19 protein-coding genes are annotated in these 24,911 nt (G+C 56.3%); 6 read left to right on the forward strand and 13 right to left on the reverse strand.

Translation table 11 applies throughout. The features are described 5' to 3' along the window. Position 1: 1 nt before the first annotated feature. From F6R97_RS27145 to F6R97_RS27160, 4 genes are read right to left on the reverse strand one after another with little or no spacing between them, the layout of a single operon-like run. Complete coding sequence (locus F6R97_RS27145) at positions 2 to 646, reverse strand: CpsD/CapB family tyrosine-protein kinase (RefSeq protein WP_038984023.1); 645 nt, start codon at positions 644 to 646, stop codon at positions 2 to 4. Continuing rightward, the gene (locus tag F6R97_RS27150; RefSeq protein WP_038984021.1) at positions 647 to 1,393 is read right to left on the reverse strand and encodes a sugar transferase; all 747 of its coding nucleotides are present in this window, start codon (positions 1,391 to 1,393) and stop codon (positions 647 to 649) included. Next, positions 1,390 to 2,448 (reverse strand): NAD-dependent epimerase, encoded by a 1,059-nt coding sequence (locus F6R97_RS27155; protein ID WP_038984019.1) that lies wholly within the window; start codon positions 2,446 to 2,448, stop codon positions 1,390 to 1,392. The genes F6R97_RS27150 and F6R97_RS27155 overlap by 4 nt, the downstream gene beginning before the upstream one ends. Then, complete coding sequence (locus F6R97_RS27160) at positions 2,445 to 3,797, reverse strand: UDP-glucose dehydrogenase family protein (RefSeq protein WP_038984018.1); 1,353 nt, start codon at positions 3,795 to 3,797, stop codon at positions 2,445 to 2,447. Before F6R97_RS27160 ends, F6R97_RS27155 begins: the two co-directional genes overlap by 4 nt. Before the next feature lie 380 nt (positions 3,798 to 4,177). On the opposite strand from F6R97_RS27160, the gene F6R97_RS27165 reads away from it, so the two are divergent. The 6 genes from F6R97_RS27165 to F6R97_RS27190 all read left to right on the forward strand — a co-directional run bounded on the left by F6R97_RS27165 (position 4,178) and on the right by F6R97_RS27190 (position 11,418). Next, positions 4,178 to 5,875, forward strand: a complete 1,698-nt coding sequence (locus F6R97_RS27165) for a sulfatase-like hydrolase/transferase (protein ID WP_038984016.1) — start codon at positions 4,178 to 4,180, stop codon at positions 5,873 to 5,875. 193 nt (positions 5,876 to 6,068) lie between these two features. Then, entirely contained in the window at positions 6,069 to 6,737 is a 669-nt protein-coding gene (locus F6R97_RS27170; protein WP_048394989.1) for an ABC transporter ATP-binding protein, read from the forward strand. 1 nt (position 6,738) lies between these two features. After that, positions 6,739 to 9,210, forward strand: a complete 2,472-nt coding sequence (locus tag F6R97_RS27175; RefSeq protein ID WP_315867388.1) for an ABC transporter permease — start codon at positions 6,739 to 6,741, stop codon at positions 9,208 to 9,210. Continuing rightward, the gene (locus F6R97_RS27180; RefSeq protein WP_048394987.1) at positions 9,200 to 10,270 is read left to right on the forward strand and encodes a lipocalin-like domain-containing protein; all 1,071 of its coding nucleotides are present in this window, start codon (positions 9,200 to 9,202) and stop codon (positions 10,268 to 10,270) included. The genes F6R97_RS27175 and F6R97_RS27180 overlap by 11 nt, the downstream gene beginning before the upstream one ends. A gap of 188 nt (positions 10,271 to 10,458) precedes the next feature. Next, on the forward strand, positions 10,459 to 10,701 hold the full coding sequence (locus F6R97_RS27185) for a hypothetical protein (RefSeq protein WP_038984012.1): 243 nt from the start codon (positions 10,459 to 10,461) through the stop codon (positions 10,699 to 10,701). A 132-nt stretch (positions 10,702 to 10,833) separates the two neighbouring features. Continuing rightward, complete coding sequence (locus F6R97_RS27190) at positions 10,834 to 11,418, forward strand: hypothetical protein (RefSeq protein ID WP_038984011.1); 585 nt, start codon at positions 10,834 to 10,836, stop codon at positions 11,416 to 11,418. A 394-nt stretch (positions 11,419 to 11,812) separates the two neighbouring features. On the opposite strand, the gene F6R97_RS27195 is transcribed toward F6R97_RS27190, so the two are convergent. The 9 genes from F6R97_RS27195 to tssI form a co-directional block, all read right to left on the reverse strand. Beyond that, entirely contained in the window at positions 11,813 to 13,681 is a 1,869-nt protein-coding gene (locus F6R97_RS27195) for an ATP-binding protein (protein ID WP_315867389.1), read from the reverse strand. Positions 13,682 to 13,948: 267 nt separating this feature from the next. After that, positions 13,949 to 14,446, reverse strand: coding sequence for a hypothetical protein (locus F6R97_RS27200; RefSeq protein ID WP_315867390.1), 498 nt, complete (start codon positions 14,444 to 14,446; stop codon positions 13,949 to 13,951). Between the two features lie 142 nt (positions 14,447 to 14,588). Next, positions 14,589 to 14,918: a hypothetical protein gene (locus F6R97_RS27205; protein WP_315867391.1), complete on the reverse strand. Its 330-nt coding sequence runs from the start codon at positions 14,916 to 14,918 to the stop codon at positions 14,589 to 14,591. A 1,329-nt stretch (positions 14,919 to 16,247) separates the two neighbouring features. Continuing rightward, positions 16,248 to 16,553: a hypothetical protein gene (locus F6R97_RS27210; RefSeq protein WP_315867392.1), complete on the reverse strand. Its 306-nt coding sequence runs from the start codon at positions 16,551 to 16,553 to the stop codon at positions 16,248 to 16,250. Beyond that, positions 16,554 to 16,880 (reverse strand): hypothetical protein, encoded by a 327-nt coding sequence (locus F6R97_RS27215; protein ID WP_315867393.1) that lies wholly within the window; start codon positions 16,878 to 16,880, stop codon positions 16,554 to 16,556. Further along, the gene (locus tag F6R97_RS27220) at positions 16,877 to 17,149 is read right to left on the reverse strand and encodes a hypothetical protein (RefSeq protein ID WP_315867394.1); all 273 of its coding nucleotides are present in this window, start codon (positions 17,147 to 17,149) and stop codon (positions 16,877 to 16,879) included. Before F6R97_RS27220 ends, F6R97_RS27215 begins: the two co-directional genes overlap by 4 nt. A gap of 26 nt (positions 17,150 to 17,175) precedes the next feature. After that, positions 17,176 to 22,071 carry a polymorphic toxin type 46 domain-containing protein gene (locus tag F6R97_RS27225; RefSeq protein ID WP_315867395.1) on the reverse strand — a complete coding sequence of 1,632 codons (4,896 nt, stop codon included), beginning with the start codon at positions 22,069 to 22,071 and terminating at the stop codon, positions 17,176 to 17,178. Beyond that, positions 22,068 to 22,808, reverse strand: a complete 741-nt coding sequence (locus F6R97_RS27230) for a DUF4123 domain-containing protein (protein ID WP_038983997.1) — start codon at positions 22,806 to 22,808, stop codon at positions 22,068 to 22,070. Before F6R97_RS27230 ends, F6R97_RS27225 begins: the two co-directional genes overlap by 4 nt. After that, positions 22,798 to 24,840, reverse strand: coding sequence for a type VI secretion system tip protein TssI/VgrG (tssI, locus tag F6R97_RS27235; protein ID WP_315867396.1), 2,043 nt, complete (start codon positions 24,838 to 24,840; stop codon positions 22,798 to 22,800). The genes F6R97_RS27230 and tssI overlap by 11 nt, the downstream gene beginning before the upstream one ends. Positions 24,841 to 24,911 lie beyond the last annotated feature (71 nt).

Genomic DNA, 24,911 nt, shown 5'->3' on the forward strand with positions numbered 1-24,911 from the left:
CTTACAGGTTTTTGTAGAGCCATTTGGGCATGTAGTACTTGCGCCGGTTGAAGACGCTGCCCACCAGCTTTGCGCCAGCCTGAGTCAGGCGCTGGACCGCGGCCTGGGCCACTTCCCAGCGCGTGTCTTCGGCGCGCACCACCATGATCACGCCGTCCACCAAGGTGCTGATGACCAAGGTGTCGGCGGCCGAATACACCGCGTCGCCGTCGATCACCACGAAGCGATAGCGATCGCCCAGTTGATTGAGCAACGGGGCCAGCTGTTCAGTCGTCAGGTGCTCGGCGCCGCGGATATGCCGCCCGTTCGGCAGGATGTGGAAGGGCAGGCTGGAGACGTTCACCAGGCAGTCCTGCAACAGCGGCGGGGAGGCGTTGAACAGCAGGTCGCGAAAGCCTCGCTCTTTGGTCAGCCCCAGTTGTTGCGTGAGGTTGCTCTCCGAGTGGCTGGCGTCCACCAGCAGCACTTGGCCGCTGCTCATCGACGCCAGTTGGCTGGCCAGCGCCAGGGCACTGGTGGTGGTGCCGGCGCCTGCATTGGCGGCGGTCAGAAAGAGGATCCGCAGATCCAGGTCGAGCACGGTCGAGGTCAGGTTGGACTCGCTCGGGCTGGCGATGGTCAGGCTTTTGTTCGATGAACCGTCCATTTAACTCGCTCCGTGGCCGCTGAATACTTTGAAGGGGGTTTTCAACAGGATCTTCAGATCAAGCAACAGGCTCTGCTCGGCGATATAGCTGAGGTCCAACTCAACGCGCTGGTCGAAGTCGATATTGCTGCGCCCGGATATCTGCCACAGGCCGGTCATGCCGGGGTAGATGCTCAGACGTGCAAGGTGGCTGTCTTTGTAGCGATAGGCGTTGAACGAGGTCGGTCGCGGACCGACTAAACGCATATCGCCGCTGACTACATTGATCAGGTTGGGCAACTCATCGAGGCTGCTGCGCCGCAGGAAGCTACCGATGGGGGTAATCCGCGGGTCGTCATCGATCTTGAAATCGATGGCGTCGGCACCGTGCTTGTTCAGGTGGCGCAGGGACTCCTTGAGTTCCTCGGCGTTGGCCACCATGGTGCGGAACTTGTACATGCCGAACAGGCGGCCGCGGTAGCCGGTGCGCTTCTGCACGAACATCACTGGCCCCGGGCTGCTGAACTTGATTACCAGCGCCAGGCCCAGCAGCACAGGGGAGATCAGCAGCAGAATCACCAGCGCGCCGAGGCATGCAACCACCCGGTTGGTTCGCGACAGGGTCCAGGGCCGACCGCCATCGCGACCGGTCATCCAGCCGCGCCCCTGCATGTGGATCGCCGTGTCCAGGCGCATTCGGTGTTCGGGGTCCAGGCGTTTGTCACGCTGCATGTGATTGAGCAACACGCCTTTTTCATGTCCAGTCATAGAGTCCTCCGCTGAAGCCCTTTCGCGAGAGGCGAGTGGGCGTTGCGCAGTGGGTAGTAGTCACGGAACCAGGCGATGAATCGTCCGAGTCCTTCATCCAGCTCGATCCGTGGCTGGAAACCGGTGGCCTGGGCCAGATCACTGGCATCGGCGCAGGTGTTGAGCACATCGCCCGGTTGCAGGGGCAGCAACTCGACGAGGGCTTTTTGTCCGAGGTGTTTTTCCAGCAGCGCCAGGTAGTCCTTGAGCTCCACCGGCTGTTGTCCGCCAATGTTGTAAATGCGCCACGGCGCCATGCTGCTGGCCGGGTCCGGTTGTTCACGGTTCCAGTCCGGTGCTGCTTGGGGGGGGCGCTCGATCAGACGGGCGATGCTCTCGATGATGTCGTCGATGTAGGTGAAATCACGCTGGTGCTGGCCGTAGTTGAACAGCTTCAGCGGCTGACCTTCGGCAATCGCCCGGGCGAACTGGATCGGCGACATGTCTGGCCGGCCCCAAGGCCCGTACACCGTGAAAAAACGTAAACCGGTGCAGGGAATGCCGAACAGATGGCTGTAGCTGTGGGCCATCAGCTCATTGGCTTTTTTGGTCGCGGCGTACAGCGACAACGGATGGTCGACGCAGTCCTTGACCGAGTAAGGCGTGTGCTGGTTGGCGCCGTACACCGAACTGGACGAGGCATAGATCAAGTGCTTGACCGGGTGGTGGCGGCAGCTTTCGAGGATGTTCAGGAACCCGCTCAGATTGCTGTCGACGTAGGCCCGGGGATTTTCCAGGGAGTAACGCACCCCGGCCTGGGCCGCGAGATGAATCACCACCTCCGGTTGCTCACGAACGAACAGCGCGTCGAGGGCCGTGGCGTCGGCCACATCGACTTTCGCGAGCTGGAAATCGCCGACTTGCTTGCGCACCCAATCCACGCGGTCGTGTTTGAGTTGCGGGTCGTAGAAGTCGTTGAAATTATCCAGGCCGCATACCTCATGCCCGTCGCGCAACAGCCGCAACACGCAATGGGCGCCAATGAAACCGGCCGCTCCGGTGACGAGTAGTTTCATGGCTGTGGCGCCTCGGGAGCGATGTGCCGAAGCCCGATGCCGCTGTAGTGCAAACCGGCCGCCGCCACGTGTTCCGGGTTATAGAGGTTGCGCCCGTCGACGATCACCCGCGCGCGCAATTTGCTCGCCAGCAGGTCGAAATCGACCACACGGAAATTCTTCCACTCGGTACAAATCACCAGCGCGTCGGCATCTTCCAGGGTGTCGTCGCGGGTGGCGCACAGGTGCAGATCATCGCGGTAGCCGTAAATGCGCCGGCATTCGGACATGGCTTCCGGATCGTAAGCCTGCACGCTCGCGCCTTCGGCCCACAGCGCCTCCATCAGATAACGGCTGGGGGCTTCGCGCATGTCATCGGTATTGGGCTTGAAGGCCAGGCCCCAAATCGCGATGGATTTGCCAACCAGTCCCTCGGGAAATAGCGCCTGCAGTTTGCTGAACAGAATGTGCCGCTGGCTGTCGTTCACTTCGGTGACGCTGCGCAGCAGACGCAATGGCATGCCGTTGTGTTCGGCGGTGTGCAGCAGGGCACGCAGGTCTTTGGGAAAGCACGAACCACCGAAGCCGCAGCCGGGGTAGATGAAGTGGTAGCCGATGCGAGGGTCCGAGCCGATGCCTTTGCGCACCGCTTCGATGTCGGCCCCCAGCAACTCGGTGAGGTTGGCCAGTTCGTTCATGAAACTGATACGGGTGGCGAGCATTGCGTTGGCCGCGTACTTGGTCAGCTCGGCGCTGCGGTTGTCCATGAACATGAGCTTTTCGCGGTTGCGGCAGAACGGTGCATAGAGTTCGCTCAATTGGTTGCGCGCCTCATCGTCATTGGTGCCGACGATGATCCGGTCCGGGCGCATGCAATCGGCCAGGGCGCTGCCTTCCTTGAGAAACTCCGGGTTGGACACCACCCGCACGTTCAACGCCTCTTTGCCACGGCGTTGCAGTTCTTCATTGGCGGCGCTCGCCACCTGGTCCGCGGTGCCCACCGGCACGGTGGACTTGATGATCAGGGTGCGATCGGACTCCATGAAACTGGCGATCTGCCGAGCGACATTCAGCACATGGCTGAGGTCGGCGGAACCGTCTTCATCGGCGGGTGTACCCACCGCGATGAAAATCAGCTCGGCGTGTTCGACCGCGTCACTGGCTTGAGTGGAGAAGAGCAGGCGACCGGCCTTGATGTTGTCTTCCAGTGTGCTGGACAGTCCCGGTTCGCTGATCGGGGGCACGGCTTGTTGCAGTTGCTTGATCTTGTTGGGGTCGATATCGACGCACAGCACGCGATGTCCGACATCGGCCAATGCTGCAGCTTGTATCAGACCGACGTAACCCGTACCAAATACGCTCACGTCCATATTGGCGTGCCTCGTAAAACGGTGGATGTAACTGAAATGAGACTGTCAAAAGGGGTATAGCCCAGCCATGGGAAAGCGAGTCAGCAAAATGACGGATAGCTCGACCGGGAAAACCCCGATTTCACGGGCTATTTGCCATCAAGTCCTTGCCGCTGCTGGATTTGCCGCGGTTTTGAGGGGTTTATGAGGATTCGAAGAATGCGATAAACGGTCGTAAGCCCTGTAATACAAGGGTTACGGCCCGGTGGGTGTGTCAGATTTGAGGCAACGTTTTTTTGACGCTTTAGGAAAAAAACCGGCATTTCTTGCGCTTCGAAGGCTCGGTGCTAGTGTCAGAAAATGGCCAATCATCCCTTGGCCACGGAGACGCTGTAATCACCATGATCCGATACCTCAAGGAACTGTTGCTGGTTCTGTATTTACTCAAAAACTACGACGACTACCTTGATCGCCTCACTGCTCTGGGCATCGGTTACCCGGTGTTGCTGTATGGCGCAATGTTCGTCGTACTGACGGTGGCGCTGTTCATGACCGCGTACATCCGCCAGGCGCTGATCCGTCATCTGTTCGCGTTGGCGATGTTTGGCTCGGCGGTGTTCTTCGACGTCTATACGCAAGTGACTGCCGGTTACATGACCTACAGCAGTTTTGTGTCGCTGGTGTATTCCGGTGGGTTCATTCAAGAAGCGGCGTACCAGTACCGCGATGCAATCGTCAGCGGGACAGCCAGTGGTTTGTTGCTGCTGTTCGGTATCGGGCTGAAACCGCGTCGACGGGCGCCGTTACCGGGTGCACTGTTGGTGGCGGCGCCCGTGCTCGGGGTGCTGATGCTCAGCGTAGTACTGTTCGTGCGGGCCGGTGAGGGAGCCCGTGGCTTGCCGATCATGTACACGCCGCTGGCCTATTTGAATCTGTTCACTTATGAAGCGCTGCACAACACCGTCGGCCCGCGAGAGCCGGTGAGCCTGACGCGCATCGATCAGCCGGTGGGGCACGACATCGTGCTGATCATCGACGAGAGCATTTCCGGCAACTATCTGGACATCAACACGCCGTTCGGTGTGCACAGCAACCTCAAGGAACCGCGCCCAGGCGTGGACATTTTCAATTACGGCTACGCGGCATCCATCGCCAATTGCAGCGCCGACACCAATGTCACCTTGCGCTACGGTGGCACCCGCGCCGACTACATGCGGATCAACAGCACGCTGCCGTCGATCTGGCAGTACGCAAAAAAGGCCGGGTTGCGCACTGTCTACATCGACTCCCAACGCACCGGTGGCAACTTGCAGAACCTGATGAACGCTGCCGAGAAAAAGGACATCGACGAGTTCGTGCAGTTCGATCGGACCAGCGTGCGCGACCGCGACATGGCCGCGGCGGCCAAGCTGATTGAACTGCTCAACGATGGTGAGCCGCAGCTGGTAGTGATCAACAAGGTCGGTGCGCACTTTCCGGTGCACGACAAATACCCGGACGCGTTCATGGCTTACCGCCCGACATTGCCCCGTGGGCAGTTTGTCGAAGTGGTGGACACGGGCACACGCGATGGTTTCAACGGTCAGCCAGATGATTGGTTGCTGTACCGCAATGCCTACAAAAATACTGTGTTGTGGAATGTCGGCGAGTTCTTTGCACGGGTTTTCGCTCAGGCGGATTTGAGTCATGCGCTGCTGATCTACACCTCGGATCACGGGCAGGATCTGCACGAGCGCGGTAACCCGGGGCTCAATACTCACTGCGGTGGTGATCCGGTGGAGGAAGAAGGCTTGGTGCCCCTGGTGGTAATTTCGGGCAGCGGTTTGAAGACCTTGGACTGGCTGTCGCAGTTGCCGGCCAACAAGGATCGCTCCAGTCACTACAACATCTTCCCGACGTTGCTGCAGGTGATGGGTTATGACCTGGCGGGGATCGAGGCGGTGTATGGCAAACCGTTAAGTGTGCCGACGGGGGACGATTTCACCTTTAACTATCGCTTCAATGCGCGGTTGGGGGCCAAGCCTGAGTGGAAGCATATTGACCTGAACAGCATTGTGACGCCGGGGCAGGTGGTGCCGAGTGTGGCGGTGGGGCAGTGAGATTTTGATGGGCTGATATGGCCTCATCGCGGGCAAGCCTCGTTCCCACAGTTTCGGTGATGTTCACAGGTTTTGTGTACGACACAGACACTGTGGGAGCGGGCTTGCCCGCGATGGCATTAGACCGTTCAACCAAAGATTATCGGGTGTACTCTCTACCCTTGCCCCCACTCATCAAAAGAGTTTCCCCTTCATGCTTCACGTCCAGGGCGTCTTCAAAAGCTACGCCACCCCCCAAGGCCCGTTGCCCGTGCTGCAAGGCGTCGACCTCACGTTGAAGCCCGGTAGCAGCCTGGCGCTGATGGGGGAGTCGGGCAGTGGCAAGAGCACCTTGCTGCACCTGATCGCCGGGCTGGACAAGGTCGATCGCGGCAGCATCCGTAGCGGTGAACATCGGCTGGAGCAGATGAACGAAAGCCAATTGGCGAACTGGCGGCGGACCGAAATCGGTCTGGTGTTCCAGCAGTTCAACCTGATTGGCAGTTTGCGCGTTGAAGACAATCTGGCGTTTCAGGCGCGTCTGGCCGGGCGCCACGATCCGCGTTGGCAGGCGCATCTGGTGCAACGTCTGGGGTTGGGAGATTTACTGCGGCGCTATCCGGAGCAACTGTCCGGCGGGCAACAGCAACGGGTTGCGTTGGGTCGCGCCCTGGCATCGCAACCGAAACTGCTGTTGGCCGACGAGCCCACCGGCAGCCTCGATGAAGCCACCAGCGATGAGGTGTTGAAGTTGTTGCTGGAACTGCTCGACGATAGCCCGACGACTTTGTTGATGGTCACTCACAGCCCACGGGTCGCCGCGCGGTTGGCGGACAAAGTGGTACTGCACGGTGGCCGTCTGGCTGGCGCGGACGAGCGCTGAGGTGCGGGTTTTTCGCGAGACGCTGCGGGCGCTGCTCAGTCATTGGCGGCAGCACCCGGTGCAATTTTTCAGTGTGCTGACCGGGCTCTGGCTCGCCACCAGCCTGCTGACCGGCGTGCAAGCGCTGAACAGCCAGGCGCGAGAAAGCTACGCCCGGGCCAGTCAGTTGATCGGCGGTGAACCACAAGCCAGCCTGCGTGCGCCAAGCGGTGGGGTGTTCGCTCAGCAACTGTTTGTTGACCTGCGTCGTGCGGGTTGGCCGGTTTCACCCGTGTTGCGAGGCCGAGTGACGCTCAAGGGTCATGAAGACCAGAGCTTACAGTTGATGGGCATTGAGCCGGTGTCATTGCCCAGCGGCTCCGCAGTGGCCGGGCGGTCGTTGGCGATTGAGCAGGTTGTCGAGTTTTTCACCGCGCCGGGCAGCACCTGGATCTCGCCGCAGACCTTGCAGGCGTTGGGCTTGCACGAAGGTCAAACCCCGGTGGCCCAGAGCGGCATCACCTTGCCGCCGCTACGAGCCCAGACCGACATGGCGCCCGGTGTGTTGCTGGTGGACATCGGCTTCGCCCAGCAGATTCTGCAAATGCCGGATCAATTGTCGCGCCTGCTGCTGCCCAAGGATTTCACCGCGACCCTGCCGGATGAGTTCAAGAGCCAACTCCAGCTCAAAAGCAGCGGCGAAGAAAACAATCTCGCGCGACTGACCGAGAGCTTCCACCTGAACCTCGATGCCTTGGGCTTTTTGTCGTTCGTGGTCGGCCTGTTCATCGTTCACGCGGCGATCGGCCTGGCGCTGGAGCAACGCCGAAGCTTGCTCAGAACCCTGCGCGCCTGTGGAGTCAGTGCGCGCATGTTGATTACCTGCCTTGCCGTCGAGCTGGGTGCTCTGGCGCTGATCGGTGGTATCGCCGGCGTCGTCAGCGGCTACCTGCTGGCCGGCGTGCTGTTACCGGACGTCGCCGCCAGCCTGCGCGGCTTGTACGGCGCCGAAGTGCCGGGGCAGTTGAACCTCAGTGTGCTGTGGTGGTTCAGCGGTATCGGCCTGAGCCTGTTCGGCGCCTTGCTGGCCGGCGCCAACAGTTTGCTGCGGGCGGCGCGGTTGCCGTTGCTGGCGCTGGCCAATCCGCAAGCCTGGCATCAGGCCCACGCGCGCTGGTTGCGACGCCAGGGTTGGGTCGCCTCGATGGCTGCGGTGATCGCGTTATTGGCCTTAAGCTTCGGCGACAGCCTGAGCAGTGGCTTCGTGTTGATGGGCGCGTTGTTGATCGGCGCCGCACTGGCCTTGCCGGTGGTGTTGAATAGGGTGCTCGACTGGGTGCTTGGGCGCAGTCGTTCGGTGCTCGGCCAATGGTTTCTCGCCGACTGCCGTCAGCAACTGCCGGCCCTGAGCCTGGCCTTGATGGCGCTGCTGTTGGCGCTGGCGGCAAACATCGGCGCCGGCAGCATGACCGCCGGTTTCCGCCAGACGTTCAGCAACTGGCTCGAACAACGGCTGACCGCCGAGCTGTACCTTAATCCGCAAAATCCCGCCCAGGCTCGAGAGCTGCACACCTGGCTCAAACAACAACCTCAAGTCACCGCGGTGCTACCGAACTGGCAAGTGTCGATCCAGTTGCAGGGCTGGCCGGCGGAGGTCTTTGGCGTGATCGATCACCCGACTTATCGTCAGCACTGGCCGCTGCTGGAAGCCTTGGGCGACAACCCTTGGGAGCGACTGGCCAAGGACGATGCGCTGATGCTCAGCGAGCAACTGGCCCGGCGGTTGAAGGTACGGCTCGGTGATCACCTGACAATCCCGACGCCGAATGGCCCATGGTCGCCACGGATCGTCGGAATCTACGCCGACTACGGCAATCCCAAGGGCCACCTGCTGGTCAACATCAATCACCTGCTGCGCGGCTGGCCGCAGTTGACGCCCAACCGTTTCAATCTGCGCATCGAACCGGCATCGATCCCTGGGTTCCTGACCACGCTGCAAGCCCGCTTCACCCTGGACGAAGGCCGCATCGTCGATCAGGCCCGGCTTAAAGGCTGGTCCACGCAAGTGTTCGAACGCACCTTCGCCGCCACCGCCGCGCTCAACAGCCTGACGCTTTGCGTCGCGGGCGTGGCGCTGTTCATCAGCCTGCTGACCCAAAGCCAGAGCCGCCTCGGGCAACTTGCGCCCCTGTGGGCTTTGGGCGTAACCCGTCGCCAATTGATGCTGCTGAACCTCGGGCAAACCTGGTTGCTGGCGGTACTGACGCTGGTGCTGGCGCTGCCCTTGGGCATCGCGTTGGCGTGGTGCCTGGACACGGTGATCAACGTTCAGGCCTTCGGCTGGCGCTTGCCGTTACGGGTGTTTCCGCTGCAACTGTTGCAGTTGATGGGCCTGGCGTTGCTTGCGACATTGCTCGCGTCGGCGTGGCCGTTGTACTCGCTGTATCGCACGCAACCGGCGGATTTGCTGAGGACCTTTGCTCATGAAGATTAAGGTCGGCGTGTTGCTGCTGGCGCTGCTGAGCGGATGCGACAACTCGCCTGAGCCGGAAAAAGGTTTCGCCGGCCTCGGCCATCAGGCCGAGGCATTTATCCCGGTGGTGCCCGGGCGAGTCTTCAATTTTCCGCTAGACCACGGCCCACACGATGGCTTTCGCATCGAATGGTGGTACGTCACCGCCAACCTCAAGGACGATCAGGGCCAGGAATTCGGCGCGCAATGGACGCTGTTCCGCAGCGCCTTGAAAGCGACTCCCGAACAATCTGGCTGGAGCAATCAAACCATCTGGCTGGGCCATGCGGCCGTGACTTCCGCCACGGTGCACCATGCCGCCGAACGCTACGCCCGAGGCGGCGTCGGCCAGGCCGGCGTGAGCCTGGCGCCGTTCAAGGCATGGATCGACGATTGGCATTTCAGCAGTCAGGCCACCGATGAAGATCCTCTGGCGGACCTGCAACTCAGCGCCCGCGACAAGGCCTTCAACTACCAATTGCGACTGACTTCCACACGGCCGCTGGTACTTCAGGGCGACAAAGGCTTCAGCCAGAAATCCGAACAAGGCCAGGCGTCGTACTACTACAGCCAGCCGTTTTTCCAAGCCAGCGGCACGTTGGAAATCGACGGCAAAACCTACACCGTCAGCGGCCCGGCCTGGCTTGACCGCGAATGGAGCAGCCAACCCCTGACCGCCAACCAGACCGGTTGGGACTGGTTCGCCCTGCACCTGGACAGCGGCGACCAAGTCATGCTCTATCGCATGCGGCAAAAGGACGGCGCGCCATACCTCACCGGCACCTGGATCGATGCCCATGGGCAGACGCAGTTATTACAGGCTGACGACATCAGCCTCACACCCCAAGACACCGCCAACGTGGCTGGGCGAGCAATGCCCGTGAGCTGGTCGATCAAGATTCCCGGCAAGCACCTCGATATCACCATCGGCGCCCTCAACCCCAAAGCCTGGATGGACTTGCGCATTCCTTATTGGGAAGGGCCGGTGCAACTCAGCGGCAGCCATGGCGGGCAGGGGTATCTGGAGATGACCGGGTATTAAGATCAAAAGATCGCAGCCTTCGGCAGCTCCTACGGTTATGCGTACGCCGCAATGTCGCAGGTGTACTCGGTCGGTGTAGGAGCTGCCGAAGGCTGCGATCTTTTGATCCTGCTCTTAATGCGCCGAACCCACAGGAACTCCGAGAGACCTCCATCTCTCTACCGTAATAATATCGGCAGGAACCCGCCATGAGCGACGACCTCAAACCGCCCACCCTTGCCACTTGGCAGCGGCTGTTCGACGACAAGGCCTATTGGCAGCAATCTCCCGACGTGCATTACAGCGAATTGTTGCGCATCGCCGACGATCTGCTGGGGCAGGGCGCCATCGACCTTGATCAATGGCAGATCCTCAAAACCAAGGCCGATCAATCCCACAAAGACTCGCCCGCCGTGAACGTCGCCCACGAAGTCGACGATCCCGAAGCCTGAGGAGCTCGGCGAATCCACCGCGCAAGAAACTGCGGACACTCCCTGATCAGCGTCTATGCTCATCGGCACGGACGGCCCCGAACCTGGATTAAGAGCCGTCTGCTGCCATCCATCACAGGGAACGTACCGCTTATGAAGCTCAACGCACTGACCAAAGCCATCACCCTCGCCACCCTCCTGTCCACCGCCAGCCTCAGCGCCGTCGCCGCCGACATCCCACTGGCCGCCGCCGTGGAGGCCGATCAGGTCGTCACCAAAGTCCTGGCGGTCGACGCCGCCAACCACCAGGTCGTCCTTGAAGGCGCCGAAGGTCGGCAGGTCCATGTACAACTCAGCGACAAGGCCAAAAACCTCGGCAAACTGAAAGTCGGGGATCAGGTCAACATCGAAGTCGTCCGCTCGGTCGCGGCCTACCTCGATACCGACATTGACAAAGGCCTGCCAGGTTCCATCGAACGCACCGGCGAAATCCGCGCCACCAAAGACAACCCCAACCCCGGCGGCGAAGCCTACCGTCAGGTGCAGGTGCAGCTGAAAATCACCCACATCGACCTGAAGAAAAACCAGGTGACCTTCCAGAACCCGGCCGGCCAATCCAAAACCGTCAACGTCGAAAAGCCTGAAGTCCAGGCGAAATTGAAAGATCTGAAAGTAGGGCAGAGCGTTGTGGTGACCTATACCGACGTGCTGAAAGTGACCACTCAGCACCCAAGCTGATCATTACTTGTACGGATTGATTGTTCTTGTGCGGATAGTTGTATAAGAACAATCAGTTTTAATGGTCGAACTGGTGAGTTTTGGAAGTTTGTATCCGTTTTTTTAGCAAAGACTTACGAAATATTACGTGCATAAATTTCATGTTTATACCTAGGACATATCGGCCAAATTCTATTAAAATCCTTCCCGTTCGCCCGGTGTCAGGGCTCTTTACCGGTGCATGGATTGCCAGGCCATTACACTGGGCGAACACCTTCTTTGGGAGGCGGTGTTTAAAAGTTTTGGATATAAAAAATGGGCGACCTTGGAGTCGCCCATTTTTATTGGCTGGGTTAAAGGGGGCGTTGGACACCCCACCAGGGAGTTGTAATGGCGTTTGTAGCCTGAGTCCATTTCAACCCGAAATTGTATCCATTACCGGAGTGCTGGCCTGGAGCTGCTGCCGGTAGTTGACTGCACGCTGAAGCACTCGGCTCAAGGCTTGAAAATTTGCCGGTTTGGTCAAAATATCATTGGCACCGGCGGCCCTGAAACGCTCTATCTCGCTCGAAAAAGCACTCGCGGTGAAAGCAACGATGTAGCAAATATCGCCCATTGGTAGTTCGCGGATTTTACGGATGGCCTCCAGCCCATCCATGACAGGCATGTTGATATCCATAAAAATGATATCTGGAGTCGAAGTCATGCACTGATTGACCGCCTCCAAGCCATCTGACGCAAGGTCGGGTGCATAACCCAGCTCTTGTAACATCGCCATGGCAACTTTCTGACTCACGGGATGGTTTTCTACCAGCAGGATATCGAGCGGGTAATCCTCGGCAAAAGATGAGTCGAAACCAACCCATGCATGGTCGTCCCGGATGGGTAGTTCCGAGACTGAAAAAAGCTCCATGGGGAGTGAGAAGGAGAACGTCGATCCGACCCCGGCCTGACTGGTAAAGGATAAAGTCCCCTGCTGCGCCTCGACCAGATTTTTGCAGATGGAAAGACCGAGCCCACTCCCGGTAAAGCGTTGACTGGCCAGTCCTTTAAACTGAGTAAAGGGCTTGAACAGGCTGTTTTGCCGTTCCATGGGAATACCTATGCCGGTATCGCGTATGGAGAATTCGAGTCGGGCTCGAGTGCCGTAACCGCTAGTCGTGACCATGAGCGATATTTTTCCGGCTTCGGTGAATTTAACCGCATTGCCCAGCAAGTTGATCAATATCTGGCGAAGGCAATTGGTATCGGTTTTGACCAAGGGAGGTACGTCTGGTGATACCTGGGCCTCAAGTACTATTGGCTTGTCCTGAATGTTTTGCCGGATCATTTCAATACTGGATGAAACCAGCGCTCTTATTTCGAAGACACGAGGCTTCAATTCAAGCTTGCCTGCTTCGATTTTTGCAAGGTCGAGAATGTTGTCGATAAGAGACAGCAGGGCTCGTCCACTTGTATTAATCGTTCTTAGCAGACTGCTTTGCTCGGCGTTCAGGGCCGACCTCGCCAGCAACTCGGTCGCGCCGATAACACCGTACATGGGCGTGCGGATTTCATGACTCATGGTGGCCAAAAATCTGGTTTTTGAACGATCAGCGTCCTCGGCGGCATTTTTTGCTCGATTCAATACCTGTTCGTTTACTTGCAGTTGCTGAAGATGAGCACGCATGCGTAAAAGGATGAAGGCGAGAAATACCAGAATGGCCAGGATGATATGGTTCAGGGAGTCCTGATTAAGTTGGCGGTGGTAGTCCGCCAACGTCATCTCCGCGCCCGCGACATAAATCGTACCGTCCTGCGATTTCATTGGGACGAAGACGGCGCGAAAGTCTCCCCAGTGATCCGAGTAGTCGATCCATGTGGGTTCGGTACGTTCAAAACTGTCGAGCAGAGCCTGACTGGCATCTGGATAGGGATCGAAGAATCGTACGAAATTCTTCTCTTGAATTTCTTTTTTCGATGCGCTGGAGCTGACCAGATAAGCCTTCCCCGCGCGTTTGACCACGCTGTAGACAAAGGCGGTTCCCATGGACTCGTTGAACCTGGAGAGCCGCTGAATGGCATCCCAGTCTTGCGCTTCCGATTTGGACTGTTTGTCGGTCAGATTGTCATGGTAACGGTCGCCGAGGATGGCTGAAGTGCCCAGCGCTGCATGCAGCAGCTTGTTATTAATGTTTTCAGTGAGATTTCCTTGAGTCTCGACGTAGAGGTAGTAGATATAGCCACTGACACCCACGATGTAGACCAAGAGTAAAGCCCATGTTTTCCGTCTGAATTTGAACATAAATCACAGCCTCCATACTGCGCGCGGAAGTATAGTTTGAAGGTTGGTTGAAAACCATTGTTTTGTTTTCTCTGTTTTCAGGTGAGGATGGTTAGGAATTACTGACCGAATAGCCAGTTTTTTGGGGTTTTGCGGTTTTGGGAAAAGTCCATCACAGCGGGGGCAAAGCGACAATGCTTGTCAGTTAATATAGATGTAATTTTTAATGCGATCTGAAATTTGGTTTGCATTGAGGTTTTTTTGATTTTTCAGAGTCATGCAGGCAAATCAGTTCCTGAAGTAAAGTTCATCCAGTTGACGTCTACGTATCAGCAGGTATTCCTCCCAAACCTTGGGGAAGTCCTCATCCTTCGTAAATGGGAAGGTCAGATAAATATGTTTGCCTGTCACGCTTATATATTCACGCGTACGTTTGAAAGCGGGCTGTTCGTACATTGAGATGCTTTCATCGTAACCGTCGTGACGGTGAAAGATACTTACCCGATGTGGCGCGATCATGCTCCGCGCAAAATCAATCACCCAACCATGATCCAGTCCAGTACTCAAATAGCCGTAAACACCGTCGCTTGAAAGGCGAATACATGATCTTGCCTGAGTACCATCGTCATCGTTCACTACGACGATCTTGTCTTTGAAGTATTGGATGCTTTTCTGATTTGGTCCTTTCAAAATCAGATTCCAGCCTTCGGCGGACATTCGAAACTCACCTTGGTTTTCGAATTCGGCGATCCAGCCGTTTGAAAGAGTGATTCGATGTTTGTTCATGTTTTATCCTGAAGGTTTGGCGCAAATGGAGGCAGAATGGGGCAGATTTATTTTCATTAGAGCTTAGAAAATTAATCTGTCTCCTTTGTCTTTGTCTGGGAAAATAGATCTGTCCCATGTTGTCCGTCCCATTTTGTCCCTGTCATTTGTTGGGGCTAATAAAATACTTGTCAGGGCTCGTCCAACTGATCATTGTAAATTTTCCGGTTAAAAGCCCCTTGTCTCTTAGGTACTCAAATACCTCGGCAGGGCACCACTCTCTTCCATCGGAAAAATAGACTTCAAGATCCCTGAGTTGTTTAAATACTCCAGCTAATATTTCATCGTTTGGTGTGATGATTTTGTATTCGTTAAGATCAATGTCGTTTGTGAAGCCGATGTCTATTAGGCTTTCTTTTATTTTTGCATCAAGAATCTTTACCCTGACAAAGTCGCTATCGGATTTTGTCACATAGGCTTGGACTGTATTCATTTAACTAGAACTTCTGTCATGGTAGATACACCCAGTGCATTGGTAGTGGCGAGCCAAAGGAGATAGATTTGTTTTTATGAGTGCGTAGAAAATAACCTGTCCCTTTTTTGTAGTTTTTCTTCGCCATTTTCCTTGATTTAGCTACAGTTTTTCTAGATCAAAATTGCAACCATTTGTCTTTATTTCAGACAGAAATTGGTCAAGCCTAATTACAGGCTTGCCAGCATTTTGGTTGGCGTACTCTCTACGTAGAAGTTTGAACAGTTCGTTGATTGTTTTTTTGTTTCTTTCGCTAAGGTTCGCTATTAAGTCAAAGCTGTCTTCGGACATGAACGATGTATCATTTCGCATTAGATAGTAACAGCTTATATTTAACAGCAAGGAGTCTGCATCTTGGTAGCAACTCTGCAGCGATGTTAAATACTTGCTGAATACGTCAAGTAGTATTTTGTTTGGGCTTTCTTTAGATTTTAGATATCCGCAGAGACCTTGCCAGTTGTTGATATAGAGGTGATCTCCCCAATCAGGGTCTCGGGAAGAATATTGTCCTTGACCTTTAAAAAACTTCGAGGGCTCATTGTTTTCTAGTGCGATTTGAAATTTGGTTTTCATTGAGGTTTTTCCCAGTCTTCAAATTGACTTAATAATTCATCGACACTTTGTTATATTGTATTTTCTCAGAGCCTATTAGGGCCGCCTCTTTGGTGCCGCTTTTCGTTGCTCCGCCGGGAACCCACTCTTTTGGATCGGCACCATTTTCTTTCCCGTTCGGCACTTCGTATTGAATCGACGTCTCCGGGTTTTATACGGACGAGATAAACGGCTGTATCGGCCTCCGACCCCAGATTCAGCTCATCACTGAGCACTCGCCAGTCGTTATTTGATGATTTGAAAAATAAAAGGGGATAGATTTATTTTCATTATGCGTAGATAATAAATCTGTCGCCTTTTATTTTAAAGGCTTCCAGAATTTAATATTTTCCATGTGTCTTTCTATGTCATCCATGTCGTCTTCACCGAGCGTGTTATCAAAACTGTCGCTTAGTATTCGTCGTACCTTGGCGAGTTTTTGTGTGACTTTTTCGTTGTCTATAAACTCAGTTGTCGCGCGTTGGTAGTCTGTAATAGGTTTGTCGCTATAATAGCTACCCATTTTATGTAGAGATATTAATATAAACTCTATCTCTGATAGTGCTTCGAGTGCAGATTCTCCGGGTATAATGATTTTTTTGTTTGTATCTAACATTTTTATTGTGATGAACCAAAAAAGTCGAATTTATTTTCGCGGGCACACAGAAAATAAGCCTGTCCACTTGTTTTCTCGGGTAGTCATTTTTCTAGTTTATTTAAAGCATTGGAAATTGCCTTGTTTAATTCTGACCAGCTTTTTGCTTTTTCGCTGAAAGCTGGATATTCCCAGTCATAGGCTTTAATTAAAGAAATTCTGAATGTACCATTTTCACAGAACTCAGGGTACCAGCCTATGTCGATAAGTTGATCATGAGGGAAGACGGCTTGAAATAGGTCCTCCTTTAAATCATCGATGATCATCGAAGTATCAATAAGCTGATTGAGATGGGATATGTTATCAAGTGTGATTATTCCGTCAAGCTCAATGATTTTTTTAGTATGCATTCAGTTTTTCTTCGCCTTCGTGAGCTTTTTGAATGCTTCTTCGGAAATAGGGTGGCCGTGGATAGTGTTTGCGCTTAGTTCAACCCTCATGAAGCGTGTTTCTTCACCATCGTTGGCGCCAATAGTCTTGCCAATATCAATAACTTTCCAAGGCTTTCCATTGTTGACCTCTTGGCCATTTTTAAATGCATGCCGTTCGAGTGCTTCGATGTCTGTCCCAAGTGAATACTTTGCCGCACCTCCATTAGCAAAAGGGGGCAAATTTATTTTGGGTGCATAGAAAATAAATCTGTCTCTTTTTGTCTCGTGGCTAACTTTTTTTGTCAAACACTTAAAAGCCAAGACTCACACTGCGTCAGTTTTGCATTGTCGTTCATTGTGTGTGAGATTTTTTTATCTATTTCTTTGAACTTATTGGGTTCATTTTCTTTGTAAAATATTAGCCAGCTGTCTCTGCCGTCATGTTCGATCATGTATTTTTGTTCGTTTTTTTTGATGCTTAAAGACCAAGATGAAAAAAAATCGGGGTGATCCGAAAATACTGTTACCGTAAAGCCACAACGACTTGCCATGTCATATAGATCGGATTGTTTCATTTATGGACTCCTAGATGTTATTAAAGTTACGGGATTTTTTCGAAGTTTCCTTTAGCGCTGCTAAAGACTTGAGTACCACCCCCTGACGACGGCTGCGTTACACCTTTTACAGACCAGGTATCATCTATCGGTTTGGCTGTCGATTTCAATACGGGTGTTTTTTCGGTTGTTCGATAAATACCTTGCAGTTTTAGTTCTACCGTGCCTGCTGCGCGATTATCTCCGAGTGGACCAATGCCTAGCTCTGATGGGGTTGTAGCAGGGTTCAGAGAGTAGTAGTTGCCTTGTGGAGCACCCGGTGATTGGAATTGATATACGGTTTTTCCTCGGTTTAACGTTTCTACATTTACCGGTTGATTAAAATCTATGCCGTTTAAATGCCCTGGAATGCTTGTCTCTTCAAAGCCTTGTGTTCGGTAAAATTCCGTAGCGGTCTCTTTTCTTCCGCGGGCATTGATATCGTTATTGATATCCCCTGTCCGGCCGTATTTTTGATTCAGCTCAGCTCGTCTTTCATCTGGGCAGTTACTCGGAACGCAGCTCAACCCCAACGGATCCACCCACCCCGTAGGGTTAGGCACGTACTGGTAGTTGTTCAACCCACCCGCAAGCTTGATCGGGTCCGGTGTCAGATAGCGCCCAGTGCTCGGATTGTAGTAGCGATGCCGGTTGTAATGTAAGCCCGTTTCCGCATCGAAATACTGACCCTGGAAGCGCAGTGGGTTGTCGATTTCTGCAACGTCGAGGGTTGCGAGGTTGCCGTAGGCGCGGTACTTGGCTGACCACATAATCTCGCCGCTGTAGTCAGTGAGTTCTTGCGGCGTGCCGAGGTGGTCGAGTTGGTAGTAGAACGGTTCGGCTTTGATTGGGCCTTCGCCATCGAGCATGGCTAGCGGGCGGAAGCTGCCGGGTTCATAGATATAGCTGCGATAGCGGTTGTCCGCGCTTTCGGCGATCAGGCGTTCGCCTTGCCACAGGAATTCAGTGGTGTGGCCATCGACGGTTTTGGCGATGCGGCGGCCGAAGGCGTCGTACTTGTAGCTTGCGATGCTGCCGCCGGGCAGGCTGACGCCGATCAGGCGGTGTTGGCAGTCGTAGCGGAACTCGGTGACGAGTTTCTGCCCGGTGCCGCGACGTTCGCGGATCAGGTTGCCGTGGGCGTCGTAGTCATAGTGGCGGTCGCCCTGCATCAGCAGGCGATTACCTTTGACGTTGGCCAGGTTCGCGGTCGGTTGGTCGCCTTGGCCGAGGAGGTTGCCCGCCGGGTCGTGGGCGAAGCTTTCCGGGGTAGTGCCACGGACGTTGATCAGGCGATCGAGCGGATCGTAGTGATAGCCGCGGTTGCCTTTGCGGCTGTCGTCGATGCCGGCAAGGTTGCCGTTGGCATCGTAGGCGTAGTGGCGACGGAACAGGTTGCGGTCCTGCTGGCTGACGGTGTGGGCTTGCAGTCGGCCTTGTTCGTCGTACTGATATTGGCTGAGCAGCATGCCTTGCTGGCGCTGCTGTTCGCGACCGGCGTTGAACTGGTGCGTGGTCAGACGCGAGCCATTGAGGTCGATGCTGCTCAGACGGCCGCCGGGTTGGTGGCGGTAGTCGAGTTTGCTGCCGTCGGGGAGGCGGCAGTGGCTGAGTTGGCCGAGGTTGTCGTACTCGTAACGCAAGGTGCCCCAACCCTGGTGTTCGGTGATCAGGCGGTCTTGCAGGTCATATTCGTAGGCGAGGGGCCAATGGCCGTCGTCGACGTCTACGAGGCGGCCGAGGGCGTCGTAGCTGTAGTGAATTTCTTCGCCATCAGCCAGGGTTTTCACCAGCAGCCGGCCAGCCGCATCACGTTGGTACTCGGTCACCAACTCGCTACCGTCGTCACCGAATTCGGTTTTCTTCAGCAGTTGGCCGTTGAGGTCGTATTCGTAGGCAGTCCGGCGACCGTCGAAGCCGGTTTCCTGCTGGATCAGGCCGTTCGGGTAGTAATCGAGGTGGTAGTGTTCGCCACGTTCGTTTTCGATCTCGCTGAGCAGCAACCGCGAGTTGTCGTAGCGATAACGCAGTTGGCTGCCGTCCGGGTTGATGCGACGACTGACCAAGTGCAGGTTATCGGCGTATTCGTAGCGGGTGACGCGGCCCAGTTCATCGCGTTCGGCAGTGACTTTACCGTAGGCGTTGTAGGTGAAGGCACGCGTAGCGCCGCCGGGCAGGGTGATTTGCGCGAGGCGGTTGGCAGTGTCCCATTGGTAGTGGGTGATCGCGCCGCTTTCGTCCTGACGGGTGATCTGCCGTCCCAAGGCGTCGTAGCGATATTTGCGTTGGCCACCGTCCGGTAGCTGTTCCTCGAGCAGTTGGCCAAGGTTGTTCCAGCCCAGTTGATGGCGGCTGCCGTCGGGATGACGGATTTCCAGCAGACGGCCCTGGCGGTTGTAGCTGTAGTGGGTCGAGTTGCCGTCCGGGTCGACTTGTTCGGTGATGTCGCCTTGATCGTTACGCCAGTATGTCCACTTTGCCGGGCCACGGTTCACCACACGGACAAAACCACGGTAGTACTCGTAAGTGGTGGGAGCATCTTCCGGCGGAATCACCGCGACCATTCGGCCGGCTTCGTTGTACTGGTATTCGGTGACCGCGCCGAGTGGATCTTTTTCGGCGATCAGGCGACCCTTGTCGTCATAGGCCTTCAGGTGTTCGGCACCGTCCGGATCGACTTTGGCGACCAGTCGAGCCTGATCGTCATGGGTGTAGACCTCTTCGCTGCCATCAGCGTTGGTAACCGTGACGCTGCCCTTGTCATCCCAGGCGTAGTGGGCGTCCATCTGCGAGAAGCTTGCCCAGTGATGGGTGCAGCGTGCCGACTTGCCTTCTTTTTCCCATTCCCAGTAGAAACTGGCGCCACCGGCCAGTTTGCGTTCGAGGATGACGTTTTGTTCGTTGTAGGCGTAATGCTCGGCTTCACCGGCGGCGTTTTTGGCTTCGATCAGGCGGTGCTGGGCATCGTAGCCGTAGGTGACCAGGTTCTGAACAGTGCTCCAGGCATCTTCCAGGTTGTCCGCCGGGCTGAACTGCTGATAGTCGATGGCGACGATGTGTTTGCGGTCGTACCTCAAGAGGAGGGCGCGACCGGCACCGTTATCGACACGTTTGATTCGTCCGTGAATGTCGCGGGTGATGTGCAGGCGGTTGTCGTAATTGTCGCTGATGGCGATCAGCGTCGCGCCTTTGCTGTTGTAGCGGAAGTGGTAGAACTGCTTGCGTTCGCCAGCTTGGGTGAGGATCAGTTCGGACGGATCGTCTCCGATGAAGATTGCCGCTTCCGACAGGCTGTTGGTGATCGCGGGGCGCTGCACACTGGGCAGCGGGAACGTGGTGACGCGGTTTTCGTGGTCGGTCCAGATGACTTCGTCGCCGTTGATGTCGACACGTTGCGCGAGGGCGTGACTCCAGCCGTAGCCGAGACCGCAATCGATTTCTGCGGCGCTGGTGCGATAGAGGCGCGTCCAGCTGAAAGGTAGCAGACCGCCGAGTTCGCCGTCGGTCAGGGTCAGCAGCTCTTCGCCAGTGACCATCGATACCGGGCAACCATTGGTGCAGGTTTTCTTGGCGCAGGCGGCGCTTTTGTCGTCAGGCGTTTTCGACTGAGTGGAAGCATCGTCGACCTTTTCCTTGGGGGCGAGGGTGGTCTGTTTTTCTTTCTTTCCACGTGGAAACGAAGAAGCGTCTTTCACTTCCTGCTTCGGCGTATCCGTGGTTTTCGGCACCTGACTTTTAGAACCGTTGGCGGCAGCCTCGTCGATTTTGATCGCCGCTGTTTTGGCCGGTTTCATCGGCACGCTCTTGGCACTGGCAATCAGTGGCTTGGAAACCTCTGCGTGTGCTGGCAGGCTGTGCTTGCCGCTCAAGGACATCAGTTTCGCGGCCAGCTCTTCAAGGTACTTGAGCGCCGTACCGGATTTGACCGTGGACAGGGTTTTGGTCCCCACCCGCACCGCGATTCCGGCACCGCCAGTAAGGCAAATACCCAGCACCACGTTGATCAGGAATTCCGACGCAATGGCCGTCACCACGTCGACGATGACTTGCGGTGGCAGCATGCCGACCCACGCCACGATCGCCGAGACGTAAATGAACATCAATGGTTCGTCACTGAGGATCAACAGACCCGACGCAATGGATTCCTTGGACGCAGCATAGAGCTTGTCGATCTCGAGATCCGACAGGTACTTGCGGAGCTTTTCGAGGTTTTCCTTTGGATGTGCAAGCAGTTCGAACAGGCTTTTGATGTCATCCCACAGCCTGAGTAACGCCTTCTCCAGACCATCCATCGCTCGTTTCAACAGAATGACAGACCGACCCGCGCGGTCAGCAGCCGAGTAGCTGGCCCACTGTGGCTGGAACTTGCTCGACCATTCACTTTGCAACCAGCCATTTAGATTGCCGATCACACCCTGGTAGGAGTCGTAGAGCGCTTTGACATTGCTTTGGGATACGTTCGGGAAAAAGGTGATGCGGTACATCTGGCCTTTCTTGCAGCCATCGATCACCTTGATGCCGCTCGGGCCGATCGTTGTTTCAATAACGGGGCCGGTGACGTCGTCGTAGAAAGTACCTTTGGTGACCGGTTCCAGTTTCACGGGCGTGTTGCCGATCGGCACGAATCGCGCGGACTCGAACATGTGGATCAGCGTGAAGTCGCCCGCCAGAGGGCAGGTCGCGTAAGTCTCGACCTTGCCGGTTTTGGTCTTGCGTTTGGTCACGCTGACTTCATTTCCGACTTTGAAGGTCTGGTCGACATCCAGTGCCCAACCAGTCAGAAAACCGTCCGCCCACTCCTTGTAATCGCTCAGGCAATTTTTGAAGTCTTTGAGAATCAGGTTCACGTCAGGGGTTTTGGCGTCCAGTACGCGCAGGACCAAGGTACCAATCGGGGTATTCATGACGTGACTTCCTTTGTCAGCTGAGCAGCAAGACGCTCTGCCAAATCTTCTGTATTGGGTTGTTGGCGGACGAAGCGCTCGACCTTATGGCGCAAGTTACTTTCGGGGAAGGCGAAGAACAGTTCCGGGCAGTCCTCTCCCAGCCATTGCATCAGGTTGTCGACGACGGTGGTGTGGTCTTTTTCCGCCAGTGTGTCGAGCAACTTCTGCGGCACCTCCCACCATGGCCACGCCTTCGCTGGAGGCACGGCCCTCGGCCCCACTTCCAAGCTCTTCCCGTTAATCAGGTACCGATCAAACACCGGCAAAACCTCACCCGCGCCGGCACCCAATCCCTCAAGAATCGGGTAGATATGCCGCCCGTCCCAGAACCGGAAAAACACTTCAGCCCCGTCGGGCATGCGCACTTGAGTCAGGCTACGAAGGTGTTCGAACACCATGTCCGGCGTGCTGGTGGATACTGCCAGCCAACCCCAGTCCTGAGCATCAGTGTCGGCGATCCATTGCAGAAAACCGGCATTGGGTTTCAGTTCGGCGAGGTAGGGCATGACGGGCTGCCAATCGGCATAGGGCGTGCCATTCCAGATTGGGATCAATTCCGGCGCCATCTCTTGCTGGTAGAAGGCCTTGAGCGGCTCGGCATCGCTGGCCGCGCTGACGATCAAGTACAACCGCTCACCCGTCTGCAACGGTCGTTCAGCCAACCACGCTTGCGGAGTCGAAGGATCAGATCGCACAAGCACCTGCCTTGCATTTTTCGCACTCTTCACAGAATGGCGCGTTGCGTTTGAGGGTGTTGACTTGCGCCGGCGTCAGAACCGCCCCCGCCTTGTCCGCATCCGCCTGTTTCAACGCCCCCGGCATCAACGGTGCCGCCCCGGTGCCGCTGCCCGGACTCCCCCCGGAGTTCATGTTGATCACCGGCCCGCTCAGCGTCACACCGCTGGCGTCGATCTTGATGAAGCTGCCGCCGCCCTTGAGGGTCAGTTCGCTGCCGGCTTCGAGCACGACTTTCATGCCGCTGCTCAGGTGGATTTCCTGGCCGGCTTCGATGAACTGGCCGGTGCCGATCTTGATGTGCTGGTTGACGCCCACGGTCAGGTGGTCGTTGGCGCGGGTTTCGACTTTCCGGTCGGCGTAGACAGTGTGGTGTTCTTCGGCCTTGAATTCGCTGTAGCTGTTTTTCTCGACGGTGTCGTGGCGTTCGTTGCCGACGCGGATTTTCTGGTCGTGTTCGACGTTTTCGTCCCAGTCGCGCTGGGCGTGCAGGAAGATCTGTTCCTGGCCTTTTTTGTCTTCGATGCGCAGTTCGTTGTAACCGCCGCCACCCGGAGAGCTCAGGGTTTTGAAGGTGCTGCGGGTTTTGTTCGCCGGCAGGGCGTACGGGACGACGTTTTCCTTGTGGTACAGGCAGCCGCTGATCAGCGGTTGGTCGGGGTCGCCTTCGAGGAAGCTGACCAGCACTTCCATGCCGATCCGTGGGATGGCGATGCCGCCGTAATGGGCGCCGGCCCAGGCGGAGGAGACGCGCAGCCAGCAGCTGGTCTTGTCGTCGGCCTGGCCTTCGCGGTCCCAGTGGAATTGCACTTTGACGCGGCCGTACTGGTCGCAGTGGATTTCTTCACCTTTGGGCCCGGTGACCACGGCGCTCTGGCTGCCGAGGATCCGAGGTTTGGGGTGGTTGAGCGGCGGGCGGTTGGGCACGTCCCAGGGAGTGGCCTGGAAGCGGTTGCGGTAGCCCTGGTGGAAATCGTCCTTGAGCTGGGTCGTGTTGCTGGTGACCGACTCTTCCAGCACTTGCGGCTGTTTGCCTTCGTGGAGGATTTCGGTGAGCAGCCACAGGTCGTTCCATTTGGCTTTCGGGTGTTGGGTCAGCGCCAGGAAGTGGCCGCTGACCAGCAACGGTTGATCGCTTTTGCCTTCGGCGAGCTGGAAGTCGCTACGGTGACGCTCTAGGGCGCGTTTGGCCAAGTGCTTGCCGCGTTCGCGGTCGATGAAGCGGCCGGGGTAGTCGTAGTCTTCGAGGTCGGGCAGGGCGTCGCCACGGTTTTCGCTTTCCAGCGTCAGGCGCGGTTTTTCGAAGTCGTAGTCGCGGCGGGTGGTGCGGCTGGTGCGGGTTTCCAGGCGCAGGTCGAAGCGCTTGATCGCCGGGTCGTTGGCGACCATGCCGGAGTCTTGCTGGTAGGCCACGGGGGCGAGTTTCGGGAACACCGTCTGGTCATCGCCGAACACCAGCTTGTGGGCCGTGGCGCTGTGCTGGAAGTGGTAGTGGATACCTTCTTCCTCGCACAGGCGCTGGATGAACTGCAGGTCCGATTCATCGTACTGAACGCAGTAAATGCGCTCGGGATAAATCGTCCCGACTTTGAATTCGTAGGCATTGCTCTGGATGCCGTGCTCTTCGAGGACCATGCCAACGATTTTCGGCACGCTGAGGTTCTGGAAGATGCGTTGGTTGATGCGGTGCGCCAGGTAGGACAGCTGCGGGCGCAGGGTCACGGCGTAGCGGGTCAGGCGTTTGCCGGAATCGCCTTGGGCGGCGCGGTAGATCTGGCCATGGATGCCGCTGCCATCCGGCGAGAGCTGCAAAAAGGCCGGTTTGTGCAGCAGGGTCTCGAGGTCCAGGGACGGCTGTTCACTGACCAGCTCCACCTCAAATACAAAAGGCTGGCTGATGGCTTCCCGACCTTGCAGGCCAAGGACCTGGAGATCGTTTTCCAGACCTTCGACAGTCAGGGCAAAGTGAGTCTGATTGGCCGGCGCGAACATCCCTTGTTCCTCGTGCAGTGCTGCGGCGCACGCCGACACCCAAACGGGCGCTTGCGGACGCGAAAATTCTT

This window comes from Pseudomonas sp. JV414, assembly GCF_032424305.1.
Lineage (GTDB): Bacteria > Pseudomonadota > Gammaproteobacteria > Pseudomonadales > Pseudomonadaceae > Aquipseudomonas > Aquipseudomonas lini.

Bases quoted from the DNA above. Each gene is read 5' to 3' on its own strand.
- F6R97_RS27160 (WP_038984018.1), bottom strand. From the start codon at position 3,797: ATGGACGTGAGCGTATTTGGTACGGGTTACGTCGGTCTGATACAAGCT.
- F6R97_RS27225 (WP_315867395.1), bottom strand. From the start codon at position 22,071: ATGAATACCCCGATTGGTACCTTGGTCCTGCGCGTACTGGACGCCAAA.
- F6R97_RS27145 (WP_038984023.1), bottom strand. From the start codon at position 646: ATGGACGGTTCATCGAACAAAAGCCTGACCATCGCCAGCCCGAGCGAG.
- F6R97_RS27205 (WP_315867391.1), bottom strand. From the start codon at position 14,918: ATGAATACAGTCCAAGCCTATGTGACAAAATCCGATAGCGACTTTGTC.
- F6R97_RS27170 (WP_048394989.1), top strand. From the start codon at position 6,069: ATGCTTCACGTCCAGGGCGTCTTCAAAAGCTACGCCACCCCCCAAGGC.
- F6R97_RS27180 (WP_048394987.1), top strand. From the start codon at position 9,200: ATGAAGATTAAGGTCGGCGTGTTGCTGCTGGCGCTGCTGAGCGGATGC.
- F6R97_RS27155 (WP_038984019.1), bottom strand. From the start codon at position 2,448: ATGAAACTACTCGTCACCGGAGCGGCCGGTTTCATTGGCGCCCATTGC.
- F6R97_RS27220 (WP_315867394.1), bottom strand. From the start codon at position 17,149: ATGAAACAATCCGATCTATATGACATGGCAAGTCGTTGTGGCTTTACG.
- F6R97_RS27150 (WP_038984021.1), bottom strand. From the start codon at position 1,393: ATGACTGGACATGAAAAAGGCGTGTTGCTCAATCACATGCAGCGTGAC.
- F6R97_RS27165 (WP_038984016.1), top strand. From the start codon at position 4,178: ATGATCCGATACCTCAAGGAACTGTTGCTGGTTCTGTATTTACTCAAA.
- F6R97_RS27210 (WP_315867392.1), bottom strand. From the start codon at position 16,553: ATGCATACTAAAAAAATCATTGAGCTTGACGGAATAATCACACTTGAT.
- F6R97_RS27185 (WP_038984012.1), top strand. From the start codon at position 10,459: ATGAGCGACGACCTCAAACCGCCCACCCTTGCCACTTGGCAGCGGCTG.
- F6R97_RS27195 (WP_315867389.1), bottom strand. From the start codon at position 13,681: ATGTTCAAATTCAGACGGAAAACATGGGCTTTACTCTTGGTCTACATC.
- F6R97_RS27190 (WP_038984011.1), top strand. From the start codon at position 10,834: ATGAAGCTCAACGCACTGACCAAAGCCATCACCCTCGCCACCCTCCTG.
- tssI (WP_315867396.1), bottom strand. From the start codon at position 24,840: ATGTTCGCGCCGGCCAATCAGACTCACTTTGCCCTGACTGTCGAAGGT.
- F6R97_RS27200 (WP_315867390.1), bottom strand. From the start codon at position 14,446: ATGAACAAACATCGAATCACTCTTTCAAACGGCTGGATCGCCGAATTC.